The sequence below is a fragment of the Pseudomonas sp. BS3767 genome (genome assembly GCF_900099665.1).
GTDB lineage: Bacteria > Pseudomonadota > Gammaproteobacteria > Pseudomonadales > Pseudomonadaceae > Aquipseudomonas > Aquipseudomonas cerasi.
Genome location: NZ_FNCX01000007.1, coordinates 247,149 through 261,670 on the forward strand (window position 1 = coordinate 247,149; position 14,522 = coordinate 261,670).

Annotated in this window: 14 protein-coding genes; 10 read left to right on the forward strand and 4 right to left on the reverse strand. The window is 59.7% G+C overall.

Annotated elements, in window-relative coordinates:
- The first annotated feature begins 67 nt into the window (after positions 1–67).
- The 3 genes from topA to BLR16_RS20270 all read left to right on the forward strand — a co-directional run bounded on the left by topA (position 68) and on the right by BLR16_RS20270 (position 3,623).
- The gene (gene topA / locus BLR16_RS20260; protein WP_003436352.1) at positions 68–2,680 is read left to right on the forward strand and encodes a type I DNA topoisomerase; all 2,613 of its coding nucleotides are present in this window, start codon (positions 68–70) and stop codon (positions 2,678–2,680) included.
- 123 nt (positions 2,681–2,803) lie between these two features.
- The gene (locus tag BLR16_RS20265; protein WP_065349525.1) at positions 2,804–3,325 is read left to right on the forward strand and encodes a DUF6586 family protein; all 522 of its coding nucleotides are present in this window, start codon (positions 2,804–2,806) and stop codon (positions 3,323–3,325) included.
- Positions 3,326–3,389: 64 nt separating this feature from the next.
- Positions 3,390–3,623: a hypothetical protein gene (locus tag BLR16_RS20270; RefSeq protein WP_003315798.1), complete on the forward strand. Its 234-nt coding sequence runs from the start codon at positions 3,390–3,392 to the stop codon at positions 3,621–3,623.
- Between the two features lie 14 nt (positions 3,624–3,637).
- On the opposite strand, the gene sulA is transcribed toward BLR16_RS20270, so the two are convergent.
- Together sulA and lexA are read right to left on the reverse strand one after the other, a co-directional pair.
- The gene (sulA, locus tag BLR16_RS20275) at positions 3,638–4,108 is read right to left on the reverse strand and encodes an SOS-induced cell division inhibitor SulA (RefSeq protein ID WP_054081620.1); all 471 of its coding nucleotides are present in this window, start codon (positions 4,106–4,108) and stop codon (positions 3,638–3,640) included.
- 9 nt (positions 4,109–4,117) lie between these two features.
- A complete protein-coding gene (lexA, locus tag BLR16_RS20280; RefSeq protein ID WP_003315796.1) occupies positions 4,118–4,726 on the reverse strand; it encodes a transcriptional repressor LexA in 609 nt (202 codons plus the stop codon).
- Between the two features lie 256 nt (positions 4,727–4,982).
- Here lexA and psrA point away from each other — a divergent pair, with 256 nt between their 5' ends.
- The 3 genes from psrA to BLR16_RS20300 all read left to right on the forward strand — a co-directional run bounded on the left by psrA (position 4,983) and on the right by BLR16_RS20300 (position 7,568).
- Complete coding sequence (psrA, locus tag BLR16_RS20290; protein WP_003370508.1) at positions 4,983–5,699, forward strand: transcriptional regulator PsrA; 717 nt, start codon at positions 4,983–4,985, stop codon at positions 5,697–5,699.
- A 120-nt stretch (positions 5,700–5,819) separates the two neighbouring features.
- Complete coding sequence (gene nagZ, locus BLR16_RS20295; RefSeq protein ID WP_170846041.1) at positions 5,820–6,818, forward strand: beta-N-acetylhexosaminidase; 999 nt, start codon at positions 5,820–5,822, stop codon at positions 6,816–6,818.
- Between the two features lie 9 nt (positions 6,819–6,827).
- On the forward strand, positions 6,828–7,568 hold the full coding sequence (locus tag BLR16_RS20300) for an S-methyl-5'-thioinosine phosphorylase (RefSeq protein WP_054081621.1): 741 nt from the start codon (positions 6,828–6,830) through the stop codon (positions 7,566–7,568).
- A gap of 1 nt (position 7,569) precedes the next feature.
- Here BLR16_RS20300 and BLR16_RS20305 read toward each other — a convergent pair whose 3' ends face one another.
- Positions 7,570–8,109 carry a cytochrome b gene (locus tag BLR16_RS20305; protein ID WP_003370513.1) on the reverse strand — a complete coding sequence of 180 codons (540 nt, stop codon included), beginning with the start codon at positions 8,107–8,109 and terminating at the stop codon, positions 7,570–7,572.
- Positions 8,110–8,314: 205 nt separating this feature from the next.
- Here BLR16_RS20305 and BLR16_RS20310 point away from each other — a divergent pair, with 205 nt between their 5' ends.
- From BLR16_RS20310 to BLR16_RS20320, 3 genes are read left to right on the forward strand one after another with little or no spacing between them, the layout of a single operon-like run.
- Positions 8,315–9,100 (forward strand): endonuclease/exonuclease/phosphatase family protein, encoded by a 786-nt coding sequence (locus tag BLR16_RS20310; RefSeq protein ID WP_003370515.1) that lies wholly within the window; start codon positions 8,315–8,317, stop codon positions 9,098–9,100.
- Positions 9,097–10,347: a cardiolipin synthase ClsB gene (gene clsB / locus BLR16_RS20315; RefSeq protein ID WP_044308554.1), complete on the forward strand. Its 1,251-nt coding sequence runs from the start codon at positions 9,097–9,099 to the stop codon at positions 10,345–10,347. Before BLR16_RS20310 ends, clsB begins: the two co-directional genes overlap by 4 nt.
- Positions 10,344–11,342 (forward strand): lysylphosphatidylglycerol synthase domain-containing protein, encoded by a 999-nt coding sequence (locus BLR16_RS20320; protein WP_058397939.1) that lies wholly within the window; start codon positions 10,344–10,346, stop codon positions 11,340–11,342. Before clsB ends, BLR16_RS20320 begins: the two co-directional genes overlap by 4 nt.
- An 11-nt stretch (positions 11,343–11,353) precedes the next feature.
- On the opposite strand, the gene BLR16_RS20325 is transcribed toward BLR16_RS20320, so the two are convergent.
- Positions 11,354–12,262, reverse strand: coding sequence for a MurR/RpiR family transcriptional regulator (locus BLR16_RS20325; RefSeq protein ID WP_003315787.1), 909 nt, complete (start codon positions 12,260–12,262; stop codon positions 11,354–11,356).
- Positions 12,263–12,545: 283 nt separating this feature from the next.
- Between BLR16_RS20325 and iolC the strand changes: the two genes are divergently transcribed.
- Positions 12,546–14,483: a bifunctional 5-dehydro-2-deoxygluconokinase/5-dehydro-2-deoxyphosphogluconate aldolase gene (gene iolC, locus BLR16_RS20330; protein WP_058416956.1), complete on the forward strand. Its 1,938-nt coding sequence runs from the start codon at positions 12,546–12,548 to the stop codon at positions 14,481–14,483.
- Positions 14,484–14,522 lie beyond the last annotated feature (39 nt).

The following is a 14,522-nucleotide window of genomic DNA, read 5'->3' on the forward strand; positions in this document are numbered from 1 at the left end:
TATATATAGCGTGGCCTTTACAAGCTCCTCACTGTCTTTCATCTAGTATTCAGGAATTTTCTGATCCATGGGCAAATCGCTGGTCATCGTGGAATCCCCGGCTAAGGCCAAGACCATCAACAAGTATTTGGGCAACCAGTACGTGGTGAAGTCGAGTATCGGCCATATCCGAGACCTGCCCACCAGCGGTTCGGCGAGTGCCGCCAAAGATCCTGCCGCCAAGCGTGGCAAGGCCGCTGCGGGCGAAGGCCCGGTACTGACGCCGAAAGAAAAGGCGCAACGCCAGCTGGTCTCGCGCATGGGAGTCGATCCGGAACACGGCTGGAAAGCCAAGTACGAGATCCTCCCCGGCAAGGAAAAGGTCATCGAAGAGCTGCGCAAGCTCGCCAAGGATGCCGACACCATCTATCTCGCGACGGACTTGGACCGCGAAGGGGAAGCCATTGCCTGGCACCTGCGCGAAGCCATCGGTGGTGATGACAGCCGCTACAAGCGCGTGGTGTTCAACGAGATCACCAAAAAAGCCATCCAGGAGGCGTTTTCCAAGCCAGGCGAACTGGACATCGCCCGGGTCAATGCCCAGCAGGCGCGTCGCTTCCTCGACCGCGTCGTCGGCTACATGGTTTCCCCACTGCTCTGGCAGAAAGTTGCCCGTGGCTTGTCCGCCGGGCGTGTGCAGTCGGTTGCGGTGAAGCTGGTGGTCGAGCGCGAGCGTGAAATCCGCGCGTTCAACCCTGAAGAATACTGGGAGATCCACGCCGATCTGGGCACCGCCAAGGGCGCCAACGTGCGTTTCGAAGTAGCGCGTGAAAACGGCGAAGCGTTCAAACCGCTCAATGAAACCCAGGCCATGGCCGCTCTTGAAAAGCTCAAGGCGTCCAGCTACAGCATCGTCAAGCGTGAAGACAAGCCGACCAGCAGCAAGCCATCGGCGCCGTTCATCACCTCGACCCTGCAGCAGGCGGCGAGCAACCGTCTGGGTTTCGGCGTAAAGAAGACCATGATGATGGCCCAGCGCTTGTACGAAGCGGGCTACATCACTTACATGCGTACCGACTCGACCAACCTGTCGGCTGACGCAGTCAGCATGGCGCGTGACTACATCCAGACCGAATTCGGCAAGAAGTACCTGCCGGAGTCGCCCAACGTCTACAGCAGCAAGGAAGGCGCGCAAGAGGCTCACGAAGCGATTCGACCTTCCGACGTCAACACTCACCCGAGCAAACTGACCGGGATGGAGCGTGACGCCGAGCGTCTTTACGAGTTGATCTGGCGCCAGTTCGTGGCCTGCCAGATGCTGCCTGCGCAATACCTGTCGACCACCGTCACGGTCGCCGCGAGCGATTTCGAGCTGCGCGCCAAGGGCCGCATCCTGAAATTCGATGGTTATACCCGTGCGCTGCCGCAGATGGCCAAGCCGGGCGATGACGATGTTTTGCCGGACATGGCACAGGGCGAAACCCTGAAACTGAACAAGCTCGATCCAAGCCAGCACTTCACCAAGCCGCCTGCGCGTTACTCGGAAGCGAGTCTGGTCAAGGAGATGGAAAAACGGGGCATTGGTCGCCCGTCGACCTACGCAGCGATCATCTCGACCATCCAGGACCGTGGCTACGTGGCGCTGCATAACCGCCGCTTCTACTCGGAAAAGATGGGCGACATCGTCACCGGACGTCTGTCCGAAAGCTTTTCCAACCTGATGGACTATGGCTTTACCGCCGGGATGGAAGAAAACCTCGACGACGTGGCTCAGGGGGAGCGCGACTGGAAAAACGTGCTGGACGAGTTCTACGGTGATTTCCGTAAAAAGCTCGACGTGGCCGAGGCCGCTGATGGCGGCATGCGCGCCAACCAGCCGGTGATGACTGACATCCCGTGCAAAGTGTGCGGCCGTCCGATGCAGATACGTACAGCCTCGACGGGCGTTTTCCTGGGTTGCTCCGGCTACAGCCTGCCACCCAAGGAACGCTGCAAGGCGACCGTCAATCTGACTCCCGGCGACGAAATTGCCGACGATGACGAGGGTGAGTCCGAATCGCGGGTTCTGCGAGGCAAGCATCGCTGCCCGATCTGCAGCACGGCGATGGACGCCTACCTGCTGGACGAGAAGCACAAGCTGCATATTTGCGGCAACAACCCTGATTGCACTGGTTACGAGATCGAGGAAGGCACTTACCGTATCAAAGGCTATGAAGGTCCGAGCCTGGAGTGTGATAAGTGTGGCAGCGAGATGCAGCTCAAGACCGGCCGTTTCGGCAAGTTCTTCGGCTGCACCAACCCGGACTGCAAGAACACCCGCAAACTGCTGAAAAGCGGTGACGCAGCGCCGCCGAAGATGGACCCGGTAAAGATGCCGGAACTCAAGTGCGACAAGGTTGACGATACCTACATACTGCGTGATGGCGCTTCGGGCCTGTTCCTGGCCGCCAGCCAGTTCCCGAAGAATCGCGAAACCCGCGCACCGCTGGTCATCGAAATCGCCCCGCACAAGGACGAAATCGATCCCAAGTATCACTTCCTTTGCGAAGCGCCGAAGAAGGATCCGGACGGTCGTCCAGCAGTGATCCGCTACAGTCGCAAGACCAAAGAGCAATACGTCCAGACCGAAGTAGAGGGCAAGCCTACCGGCTGGCGTGCGTTCTACGACGGCAGCGCCTGGAAGGTTGAAGACAAGCGTTGATCGCAAGCGCGCGGCTCAAGAGGGCCGGGCGCTGTTTTCGATAGGCATCAGCCTGTTTCGCCGGCCTGTCCAGGCGCCGCAGGCTATGCTGTTCTCTATCCCATCGTTGTGGAGAGTGTCGCCATGGCCCATGAGCTCTATACCCGTACCAACCAGAAAATCTATTTCGCAGGGCTCTCGCTCGAGGCGTTGGGCAGGGCGGAGAAGGGGCAGGCGGTGAACTCTCCTGCGTTGTTGCAGGCAGAGCGCGAGTCCGCGCTGTTTCATCTGTACGGTGCGCTACTGGGCCTGTGCCACGAGATCGCAGGCTACTACCGTCTGCCACAAGCCGGCACGCGTCGTGCGGAAGAATTGTTGACGCAGGAAGTGTTGGACGCCATCGCCATCCCCGAAATGGCCGAGCTGGTAGAGCTTGCCCAGAATCGCCAGACATGGCTTGCGCAACTGCTGTCGGCCTATAACGCGTTATATGAGCCGCCGCGGGCGCCGAAAAAGCTCAAGGGTGATGTCACGCAGCCGATGATACAGGCAGTGAACCTGGACGCCGAGCCGGAGTCTGAACTCTCACGTGAAGAGCTTGAAAATTGGCGTCAACAACTCAAAGGGTTGGCCATCCGTTTTCGTGAAGGCCTGAGCGAATGCTGAAAACCAATGAAGTAAGGGCTGGCAGGCTGTTACAATGCCGGCTTATCGCGGAGTAACTGTACCAATGCCTACCTCTTTCCTGGAAATTGTCGAACTACCTGACGGACGTATAGAGCTGCGTCGTGCCGATGACGAGGGTTCCCTGGTAACGCTTGATTTCTCTGCGGATGCCAAAGCGTTCATGCAAGGTCAGCATGTCGAAGTCGCCAAAGCCATGTTGAGTGTGGGTGTGCAGATGGCTGGCCGCCTGGCTGAAGGCGAAATCGAAAAGGATGATGTGCCTCACGTTCTGCACTGATCGACGACTGGGCCTCAGCCCAGCCGAATGTTCAGGCTCTGTGCCTCCCCGATTTTTGCTGCACTGATCAATTGCTGACGCGCTATGGCGCCCAGCGGGTTGATCCAGCTCACCACCGTATGACTACGGCCCAGTCGAAGTGCTTCGCGCGTCAGCTCCAGTACGCTTTGCGTGCCGCGTGGCTGCAGCAGAAGAATTCGCTCCCTGTTGAGCCCCGCATCGCGCAGCCATGTCTGGGTCAGGCTGGATGGCGGTGCGATCAGCGTCAGCCAGCGCGCATCCAGTTCCTCGCTCAATTCCCGAAGGATGGGTGCAAGAAGGTTGAGGCAGTTCCCGGCAGCGCCACGCAATGACAGTTCACTGAAGGGCTCTGGGTCGTTGCTCCACGGCGTTTCGACTGCATCTGTGAGCAGAGGGGCGATGGGCTGGGCCAGAAACGCCTCGAACAGCGGCAATTGCGAATGCGGTGCTTGATGGAACTGCATAACGTCTCCTTAGCGGCGAATGACGCCGACGCTTAAACCTTCGATCACCAGTTCCTGATCCTTGAGATCGACCTCGATGGGTGCGAAATCAGGGTTTTCCGCCAGCAGCCAGACCTTGCTGCCTTCGCGCTTGAAGCGCTTGACGGTCACTTCATCGCCGATCCGGGCAACCACGATCTGGCCGTTGCGGGCCTCGCGCGTGGTGTGCACGGCGAGCAGATCGCCATCCAGAATGCCGACGTCCTTCATGCTCATGCCGTGAACGCGCAACAGGTAGTTGGCGCTCGGGTGGAAGAAGGACGGGTTGATGTTGCAGGACTCTTCGATGTGTTGCTGAGCCAGGATCGGTGCACCTGCTGCGACGCGGCCGATGACCGGCAGGCTGCTGTCATCGGGCCGCGCTTCGAAGCCGGGAATTCGAATGCCGCGTGAAGCACCCGGAGTCATTTCGATGGCGCCCTTACGGGCCAGGGCCTTGAGGTGCTCTTCCGCCGCGTTGGGCGATTTGAAGCCCAGCTCCTGAGCGATTTCCGCACGTGTCGGCGGGAACCCGTTGTCTTCCAGGCAGCGTTTGATGAAACCCAGGATTTCAGCCTGGCGTGGCGTCAGTTTGATCATGAGGGGCGCTCTGGCTTTTTATACAGTGACTGGGATTATATACAGTGAAGGCGCGTTGGCAATCATCCATTTCATTTTCGCCGCCAGGCGGTGGTCAACCCGCGTAGCGCTTCTCGTCCAAAACCTCGGTAACACCTGCGTTTTGTCATTTAACATCCATTACCGTGACTGTTCGGCCACAAAATGAACGGCCCGGCTTGACAACCGAGGCGTTTGATACGTATGTTTCAAACGTTCGTTTGTTAGGCAGAGAGCCATGGCCCAGTCGGAAACCGTTGAACGCATTCTTGATGCTGCCGAGCAGTTGTTTGCAGAGAAAGGCTTTGCCGAAACGTCCTTGCGCCTTATCACCAGCAAGGCGTCGGTCAATCTGGCAGCAGTGAACTATCACTTCGGCTCGAAGAAGGCGTTGATCCAGGCCGTATTCTCGCGTTTTCTGGGACCCTTCTGCATCAGTCTTGATCGCGAACTGGAACGTCGCCAGGCAAAGCCCGAGCACAAGCCAAGCCTTGAGGAACTGCTGGAGATTCTCGTCGAGCAGGCGCTTGTGGTGCAGCCACGCAGCGGTAACGACCTGTCGATCTTCATGCGCCTGCTGGGGCTTGCCTTCAGTCAGAGCCAGGGCCACCTGCGCCGCTACCTCGAAGACATGTATGGCAAGGTGTTCCGTCGCTACATGACACTGGTCAACGAAGCGGCCCCGCGCATTCCGCCCATCGAGCTGTTCTGGCGCGTGCACTTCATGCTCGGTGCTGCCGCGTTCAGCATGTCCGGCATCAAGGCCCTGCGCGCCATTGCCGAGACCGATTTCGGCGTCAATACCTCCATCGAGCAGGTCATGCGCCTGATGGTACCGTTTCTGGCCGCCGGCATGCGCGCCGACACCGGCGTCAGCGACCCGGCAATGATCGCCGCGCAGCTCAGGCCGCGTACCAAGAGCAGCACCGGCACACCAGCGGTCGCCAAGGCCTGAAGCCCTTGCCCTGAATCAAGCGGCACCGGCGTGTCGGATTGCGTCGGGCTTCAGGATCAAGCACCATGCCCGGATTGTGAACGAGCACTGGTGTGTAAGGGTTTTTCTATGAGTTCTGGCCTGCAAGGCTCCCTGATGGTCGATGTCGCCGGCACCTGGCTGACCAGCGAAGACCGTCAGTTTTTGCGTCAGCCCGAAGTGGGCGGTTTGATCATCTTTGCCCGAAACATCGAGCATCCCCGTCAGGTTCGTGAGCTGAGCGCCGCAATTCGGGCCGTGCGCCCGGACCTGCTGCTGGCCGTCGACCAGGAGGGCGGCAGGGTGCAGCGCCTGCGTGAGGGGTTCGTACGCTTGCCGCCAATGCGTGCCATTGCCGACAAGCCTGATGCCGAGCTTCTGGCTGAACACTGCGGCTGGCTGATGGCGACCGAAGTGCTGGCGGTCGGACTGGACCTGAGCTTCGCCCCGGTGCTGGACCTCGACTACCAGCGCAGCGCCGTGGTCGGCACGCGTTCGTTCGAAGGCGATCCGCAGCGCGCGGCGTTGCTGGCAGGGGCGTTCATTCGTGGGATGAACGCTGCAGGCATGGCTGCCACCGGCAAGCATTTTCCCGGCCACGGCTGGGCTGAAGCCGATTCTCATGTGGCTATTCCGAATGACGAGCGCAGCCTCGAAGAGATCCGCGCCAGTGATCTGGTGCCGTTTGCACGTCTGAGTCAGCAACTGGCTGCAGTGATGCCGGCGCATGTCATCTACCCGAAAGTCGATTCGCAGCCCGCAGGCTTTTCAAGGCGCTGGTTGCAGGACATTTTGCGCGACGAACTGCAATTTGACGGTGTTATTTTCAGTGACGACCTGTCGATGGCCGGCGCTCATGTGGTCGGGGATGCGGCGAGCCGTATCGAAGCGGCGCTGACAGCCGGATGCGACATGGGCCTGGTGTGCAACGACCGGGCGGCCGCCGAGCTTGCGCTGGGCGCTGCGCAGCGTCTGAAGGTCAAGCCTTCGCCACGTATCGCGCGCATGCGCGGTCAGGCATCGGCCAGTACCGACTATCGGCAACACCCGCGCTGGCAGACCGCGCTCCAGGCTCTGCGCGCTGCTCAACTGATCGATTAAGGATTTGCGATGACTGTTTACGCGATTATTGGCGGCACCGGCCTGACCCAGCTCGAGGGCCTGAACATTCGGCAATCCCTGCCGATGAACACCCCTTATGGCGCACCTTCCAGCGAAATCCAGATCGGCGACTATGCCGGTCGCGAGGTGATGTTTCTGGCGCGCCACGGCCACCCGCACCGCTTGCCGCCGCATCAGGTCAACTACCGAGCCAATATCTGGGCACTGAAGCAGGCGGGTGCCGAAGCGATTCTTGCGGTCAACGCAGTCGGTGGCATTCATCCGGCCATGGGCACCGGGCATTTCTGTGTGCCGCATGATCTGGTCGACTACACCAGCGGTCGCCAGCACACGTTCTTTGCCGATGATCTGGAAGAGGTCACGCACATCGACTTCAGCTATCCGTACAGCGAGCCCCTGCGCGCCCGGCTGATTGCAGCATTGACTGCCGAGGGATGCGCGTTCTCCGACCGGGGCGTCTATGCCTGCACCCAGGGACCGCGTCTGGAGACCGTTGCCGAAATCATCCGCCTGGAGCGCGATGGCTGCGACATCGTTGGCATGACTGGCATGCCCGAGGCCGCGCTGGCTCGTGAGCTGGAGCTTGAATACGCCTGCCTGGCGCTGGTGGTCAATCCGGCAGCGGGCAAGTCGACGACCGTCATTACCATGGCGGAAATCGAACAGGCCCTGCGTGAGGGGATGGGCAAGGTGAAGGCCACGCTTGCCCGGGTCCTGTCGGCGTCCTGAGTTACAGCATGCGCTTGAGGGTATTGTCCTTGCGCACCAGGTGGTGCCAGAGCGCAGCAATCACATGCAGACCGATGACATAGTAGAAGATTGAGCCCAGCAGTTTGTGCACGTCTTCGAACGTCTCGGCCAGGTGGTCCGAGGTGGCCAGCGGCCACGGAATCTGCAGATCGGTGAGGGGAATGGGCAGCGCGCCTTTTTCCACCATCACTGTCAGCAGGCCCAGTAACGGCTGGGCAAACAGGAACGCATACAGCGCGTAATGGGTCAGGGTTGCGACGATGCGCAACGCTCCTTCAAGCGGCGGTGTGATCCCGGGCGGACGATGACGTCGACGCTCGGCGACACGGAAAAACGCCATGATCAGAATCAGAATGCCGACCCAGTAGTGGCTCTGCACGACCAGCAAGCGGTATTCCGAGCCCTTGCTGAACTGGGTGCGGCTCAGAATCAGGGTGTACGCCAGCACGATCAGAATGGCCATGGCCCAGTGCAGCCATCTGGCTCGGGCGGTGTAGCGTTGAGAAGTCGATGCATCCACGGTTTGATTCCTTGTCTCTTTTTTTGCAGGACTGATAGACAGCTTAGGCTGTCTATCAGGCGCCTGCGTTTCATGTTGGCCTGATTTTTTTCACGTGTATCTCTGCGCCACTGCATATGGCAAATACACAGCACGTGAGATACGCGACGGAACCTGTGCTCACGGGTGGCTTCATATGCCGTGAATATTCACCCGGGAGCAAGTCTTGACCAGTGCCAATCCGCCTGTCGGCCCAGCGACACCTGTGTCCGCCAGTGTTTCATTGAATGTACTGACCATGAACATGCACATGGGCTTTGGCATTTTCAATCGCCGCTTCATTCTGCCCGAGCTGCGTGAAGCTGTGCGCACTGTATCGGCCGATATCGTGTTTCTTCAGGAAGTGCACGGCGAACACCAGAGCCACGCGCGCAGGGTCAAGGACTGGCCGACGATTTCGCAGTACGAGTTTCTGGCCGACAGCATGTGGAGTGATTTTGCCTACGGCCGCAACGCGGTGTATCCGGATGGCGATCATGGCAACGCGTTGCTGTCCAAATACCCGATCATCCAGCATGAAAACCTCGACATTTCCATTCATGGCACCGAGCAGCGCGGCTTGTTGCACTGCATTCTAGAGGTGCCACACGCGGGCCGGGTGCATGCGGTCTGTGTGCACCTGGGACTGCGTGAAAGCCATCGACGTCAGCAGCTCAAACTGCTTAACGAGCTGATGGCGCGTATTCCCGAAGGCGAGCCGGTGATCGTTGCCGGTGACTTCAATGACTGGCGCCAACGCGCCGATGCGTCGCTGCAGGGCAGCGGGCTGCACGAGGTTTTCGTAGAGCGCTTCGGGGCGCCGGCGAAAAGCTTTCCGGCCCGTTGGCCATTACTCCGGCTGGACCGGATCTATGTGCGCAATGCAACGTCCCACCGGCCGAAAGTGTTGTCCAGCCGACCGTGGTCCCACCTTTCCGATCATGCACCGCTGGCGGTGGAGTTGACCTTATGAGCAATACGACAGGGCAGTGGCGCGACGGCAACTCGGTAGAGTTGCTGATCAATGGCGAGGATTTCTACGCCCGGGTATTCGAGTGCATACGTGCCGCGCGCAAAGAGGTGCTGATCGAGACCTTCATCATTTTTGAAGACCGAATCGGCGAGGGCCTGCAACAGGCGCTGCTTGAAGCCGCTGCGAATGGCGCGAAGGTGGTCGTCACGGTGGATGACTATGGCACCTCGGACCTGAGTTCGACGTTTGTCAAAACCATGATCGACGCTGGTATCCAGATTCAGCTGTTCGATCCGCGCCCAAGGTTCATGGGCATGCGCACCAACCTGTTTCGCCGGCTGCACCGCAAGGTGGTGGTGATCGACGGCGAATTGGGCTTTATCGGCGGCATCAATTACAGCGTCGATCACATGACTGACACGGGGGTGACGGCCAAACAGGACTATGCCGTTCTGGTCCGTGGCCCGATTGTTGGCGATATTCACCACAGCGCGTTGAATATGCTCAGCAAGGTCGTTCGTGACAAATTGCCGCCCGTTGCACTGAAGCTGGACCGCGCCGGTGATGCCAGCATGCTGCTCGCCGAGCGCGACAATGACGAGCACAGTACCGATATCGAAGAGCAGTACCTGAAGGCGATTCGCGCTGCGAAGCAACGGATCACCTTGGCCAATGCGTATTTTTACCCCAGCTACCGCTTTCTGCGTGAGCTGCGCAATGCATCACGGCGGGGCGTCAAGGTCACCCTTATTTTGCAAGGTCAGCCCGACATGCCGTTCGTACGGGTTTGCTCGCGGTTGACGTATACCTACCTGCTGCGCGACGGCGTGGTCATTCATGAGTACAAGCAACGTGCACTGCACGGCAAGGTCGCGCTGATCGATCAGGACTGGTCCACCGTGGGCTCCAGCAATCTTGACCCGCTGAGCCTCGCGCTGAACCTGGAAGCCAATCTGTTCATTCGTGATCGCGGGCTCAATGAGCATCTGCAAAACCACCTGATGGAGCTTGCCGCTGCGCACAGCAAGCAGATGAGCCTCAAGGGCGCGGCACGTGGCCAGTGGTGGCGTGCGCCGATGATCGTCTTGAGTTTCTTTTTCCTGCGCCGTTTTCCGGCCATTGCCGGTTTGTTCCCGGTTCACGGTGTGCGCCTCAAGCCCCTGCGTGCCGGTGATGTAGTGCCCGAAGCGAAAGTGATCGAACAGCAGCAGAACAACCATCCGATGGACCAGGAGAAAACCCTATGACCCAAGCCACGCAGGCAGCGTCGCAAAGCGCGCAGGGAACCAAGTGGAAATGGGCAAAGCGGGCGTTCAATCTGTTTTTCTTTATCGCCGTCCCGGTTCTGCTGTTTATGCTGGTCAAGAAGCTTGACTGGCAAGAGGTGAAACAGGCGTTGGCGTCCTACAAGGCCAGCACCCTGGCTATCGCGGCTGTTGTGGCTTTTGCCAGCTACGCGACCTACTGCGGCTTTGACGTGTTGGCGCGTTATTACACCCGGCACACATTGTCGATCAAGCAGATCGTGCCGGTGACGTTTGTCTGCTACGCGTTCAACCTCAACCTCAGTTCCTGGGTGGGCGGCATTGCCTTGCGTTACCGCTTGTATTCGCGACTGGGGCTGGATGTTTCGACCATCACGCGGATTCTCAGCCTGAGCCTGATTACCAACTGGCTGGGCTACATGCTGCTGGCCGGTTTTGTGTTTTCGATGCGCTTTCTGGAGTTGCCCAAGGAGTGGTCGATCGGCACCACAACCCTGCAATTGATCGGCTTCGGACTGTTGGCGGTGTGTTTTGCGTACCTGCTGGCCTGCCGGTTTTCGAAGAAACGCTCATGGACCATCCGTGATCAGGAGTTCAATCTGCCGTCGATGAAGCAGGCGCTGATGCAGGCCAGTCTGGGCGCTCTGAACTGGTCGTTGATGGCCGCGGTGATTTACACCCTGCTGCCGGACAAGGCGTTTTATCCGGCGATTCTCGGTGTGTTGCTGATCAGCAGCATCGCCGGTGTGATCACTCACATTCCAGCGGGCCTCGGTGTGCTTGAGACCGTGTTTATCACCTTACTGGCGCACCAGTTCTCCAAGGGCAGCCTGCTCGCAGCGCTGATCGGCTACCGCGCGATCTACTTCCTGCTGCCGCTGCTGCTGGCACTGGTGGTGTATCTGGTGCTGGAAAAACGCGCGAAGAAAATGGGCGAGAAGAACCAGCAACGCATGGGCGAGGAAGCCAAATCCTGAGGGCTCAGCCCTCAGTCATCAAACCCGACCTGCTCGTGTATTTCATCGACCTTGAGTTCCAGGCGATAGGCCACGGCAATGAACAGCGCCTGGCACAGGCATAGCGTGGCGCTCAGCGAGCGAAAGGCGAACGAGCTGCCCTCGTTGACCAGCAACACCGAGTTGGCGCGCTTGGCCAGCGGCGACAGGTTGCTGTCGGTGATGATCAGCGTCTTTGCCTGGTGGTGCTGGGCGATGCGCAGGCAGTGCTGGGTCTCCTTGCCATAGGGCGTGAAGCTGATGGCAATCACCAGGTCATTGGCGCGCACACTGCGCATTTGCTCGCGATAGCTGCCCCCCAGGCCGGAGATGAGATGAATGCGCTTGTTGGTGTGTTGCAGGTTGTAGACCAAATAATCAGCCACCGCGAATGAGCGGCGGACGCCCACCACATAGATGTTGTCGGCGTTGACCACCAGGTCCACGGCTTTCTCGAATTCATCGTCATCCAGCTCGACACTCAGGCGTTCCAGGCCGGAGAGGGTGGCGCTGACGCATTCGCGTGCCAGATCGCCTGCATTGGCCTTCTGTGACTTGTTGGCGATCAGGCTGCGGATACGCTGCTGGTAATTCTGCACCGGCGTGGTCTTGTGCGTATAAGCCTCGCGAAACAACGCCTGCATCTCGCTGAAACCGCTGAACCCGAAACGCTGGGAAAATCGCACGATGGCCGAAGGGTGGACTTCGCACTCGCGGGCGATGTCACTGATCCGGTCAACCATGATCCGGTCGCTCTGCTGGCTCATATAGCTGGCAATCCGCTTGAGCTGACGCGGCAGGCCCTCGTATTCATCAGTGATCAGCCGCAACAAGCCTTCGGCACTGTTCGGCGGCATGTCGACGCTCGTCCCGGGCAGAGTGGGCTGATCGGCGCTGGTCATATTCAAATCCTTTCTGCTTGTTCTTCTTCAGGGCAACGGCGCGCACAGCACGACCGTTGTGGGCCTGACGGTGGAGGCTGCCTTGGGGCAGGAACGACGACTATATCCTACCCGCCTGCGCAGTGTGCCAGCACTTGAGTGGTGCTATGGAAAAAATATTCCACTAAAAATAATTATAGAAAAAATATTGATTGATGTGTCTTGACGTTTTACGCTGCATTCACAAAGCAGCGTGTACACATGATGCAGGCGCTGCAGGCTGATAAAAATAACAGGAGCCACCATGGGCCAGACACGCTTTGCCACTGGGCGTCAGTTGGATCTGATTTGCCTCGGACGCCTGGGCGTCGACCTTTATGCGCAACAAGTGGGGGCGCGACTCGAAGACGTTTCCAGTTTCGCCAAGTACCTGGGCGGCTCGTCGGCCAATATCGCCTTCGGCACGGCCAGGCTCGGTCTCAGGTCGGCCATGCTCAGCAGGGTCGGCGACGACCACATGGGCCGTTTTCTGGTCGATTCCCTGGCCCGCGAAGGCTGTGATGTCAGCGCCATCAAGCGCGACCCCGAGCGTCTGACGGCGATGGTGCTGCTGGGGTTGAAGGATCGTGAAACCTTCCCCTTGGTGTTCTACCGTGAAAACTGCGCTGACATGGCCCTGCGCGCCGAGGACATCGACGAGCAGCAGATTGCCTCGAGCAAGGCGCTGCTGATCACCGGCACGCATTTCTCCACTGATCAGGTGTTCAGGGCCAGCAGTCAGGCGCTCGACTATGCCGAGAAGCACAACGTCAAGCGCGTGCTGGATATCGACTACCGCCCGGTGCTCTGGGGGCTGGCAGGCAAGGCCGATGGTGAGACCCGGTTCGTTGCCGATCAGAAGGTCAGCCAGCATGTGCAGCGCATCCTGCCGCGTTTCGACCTGATCGTCGGCACCGAAGAAGAATTCCAGATTGCCGGCGGTTCGACCGATTTGCTCGCGGCCCTGCGTAAGGTGCGTGAACTGACGGCCGCAACGCTGGTGGTCAAGCTCGGCCCGCAAGGCTGCACGGTGATTCACGGGGCCATTCCTGCGCGGCTGGAAGAGGGCGCCATCTACCCCGGCGTGCAGGTCGAAGTACTCAACGTGCTCGGTGCGGGCGACGCGTTCATGTCCGGTTTTCTCAGCGGCTGGCTCAAGGAAGCCAGTGACGAACGCTGCTGCCAGCTGGCCAATGCCTGTGGCGGGCTGGTGGTGTCGCGGCATGCCTGTGCGCCCGCGATGCCGACCCCGGCCGAACTCGATTACCTGTTCAACAGCCCTGAACCCATCACCCGTCCTGATCAGGATGTCGCCCTGCAACGGCTGCATCAGGTCAGCGTGCCGCGCAAGCAGTGGCGGCAGTTGTTCATCTTTGCCTTCGATCATCGCGGCCAGTTGGTCGAGCTGGCGCAACAGGCCGGGCGTGATCTGGGCAGCATCAGCCAGCTCAAGCAGCTGTTCGTGCAGGCGGTCGAGCGGGTCGAAGCCGACCTGCGCAAGCGCGGCATCGAAGCCGATGTCGGTCTGCTTGCCGACCAGCGCTTCGGTCAGGATTCACTCAACGCCGCAACCGGTCGCGGCTGGTGGGTGGCGCGTCCGGTGGAAGTACAGGGCTCAAGGCCGCTGGCCTTCGAGCACGGTCGCTCCATCGGCAGCAATTTGCTCGCCTGGCCGCAAGAGCAGATCATCAAGTGCCTGGTGCAATATCACCCCGATGACGAGCCGATGTTGCGTCTGGAGCAGGAAGCGCAGATCAAGGCGCTCTACGACGCTTCGAAAGTCAGCGGCCATGAGTTGCTGCTGGAAATCATTCCGCCCAAGGATCACCCGTCGCCTCACCCGGACGTGATGCTTCGCTCGCTGAAGCGCTTGTACAACCTGGGCATCTACCCGGCGTGGTGGAAGATCGAGGCGCAGAGTGCGCAGGTCTGGCAGCAACTGGACGAACTGATCCAGCAACGCGATCCGTATTGCCGCGGCGTGGTACTGCTCGGGCTCAATGCGCCTGTCGAAGAGCTCGCTGCCGGCTTTGCCGAAGCTTGCCACAGCCGCGTCTGCCAGGGCTTTGCTGTCGGCCGGACAATATTCCGTGAGCCAAGCCGGGCCTGGATGGCCGGAGAAATAGACGATGCGACGCTGATCAGTCGGGTGCAGAGCACCTTCAACTGGTTGATCGAGTCCTGGCGCGAAAGCCGCGCCTGATTCGTTCCGGATTTCGACGCCACGACAACGTCGCGATAA

Coding starts and splice junctions, on each gene's coding strand:
- topA (WP_003436352.1), top strand. CDS start 68: ATGGGCAAATCGCTGGTCATCGTGGAATCCCCGGCTAAGGCCAAGACC.
- BLR16_RS20265 (WP_065349525.1), top strand. CDS start 2,804: ATGGCCCATGAGCTCTATACCCGTACCAACCAGAAAATCTATTTCGCA.
- BLR16_RS20270 (WP_003315798.1), top strand. CDS start 3,390: ATGCCTACCTCTTTCCTGGAAATTGTCGAACTACCTGACGGACGTATA.
- sulA (WP_054081620.1), bottom strand. CDS start 4,108: ATGCAGTTCCATCAAGCACCGCATTCGCAATTGCCGCTGTTCGAGGCG.
- lexA (WP_003315796.1), bottom strand. CDS start 4,726: ATGATCAAACTGACGCCACGCCAGGCTGAAATCCTGGGTTTCATCAAA.
- psrA (WP_003370508.1), top strand. CDS start 4,983: ATGGCCCAGTCGGAAACCGTTGAACGCATTCTTGATGCTGCCGAGCAG.
- BLR16_RS20300 (WP_054081621.1), top strand. CDS start 6,828: ATGACTGTTTACGCGATTATTGGCGGCACCGGCCTGACCCAGCTCGAG.
- clsB (WP_044308554.1), top strand. CDS start 9,097: ATGAGCAATACGACAGGGCAGTGGCGCGACGGCAACTCGGTAGAGTTG.
- BLR16_RS20320 (WP_058397939.1), top strand. CDS start 10,344: ATGACCCAAGCCACGCAGGCAGCGTCGCAAAGCGCGCAGGGAACCAAG.
- BLR16_RS20325 (WP_003315787.1), bottom strand. CDS start 12,262: ATGACCAGCGCCGATCAGCCCACTCTGCCCGGGACGAGCGTCGACATG.
- iolC (WP_058416956.1), top strand. CDS start 12,546: ATGGGCCAGACACGCTTTGCCACTGGGCGTCAGTTGGATCTGATTTGC.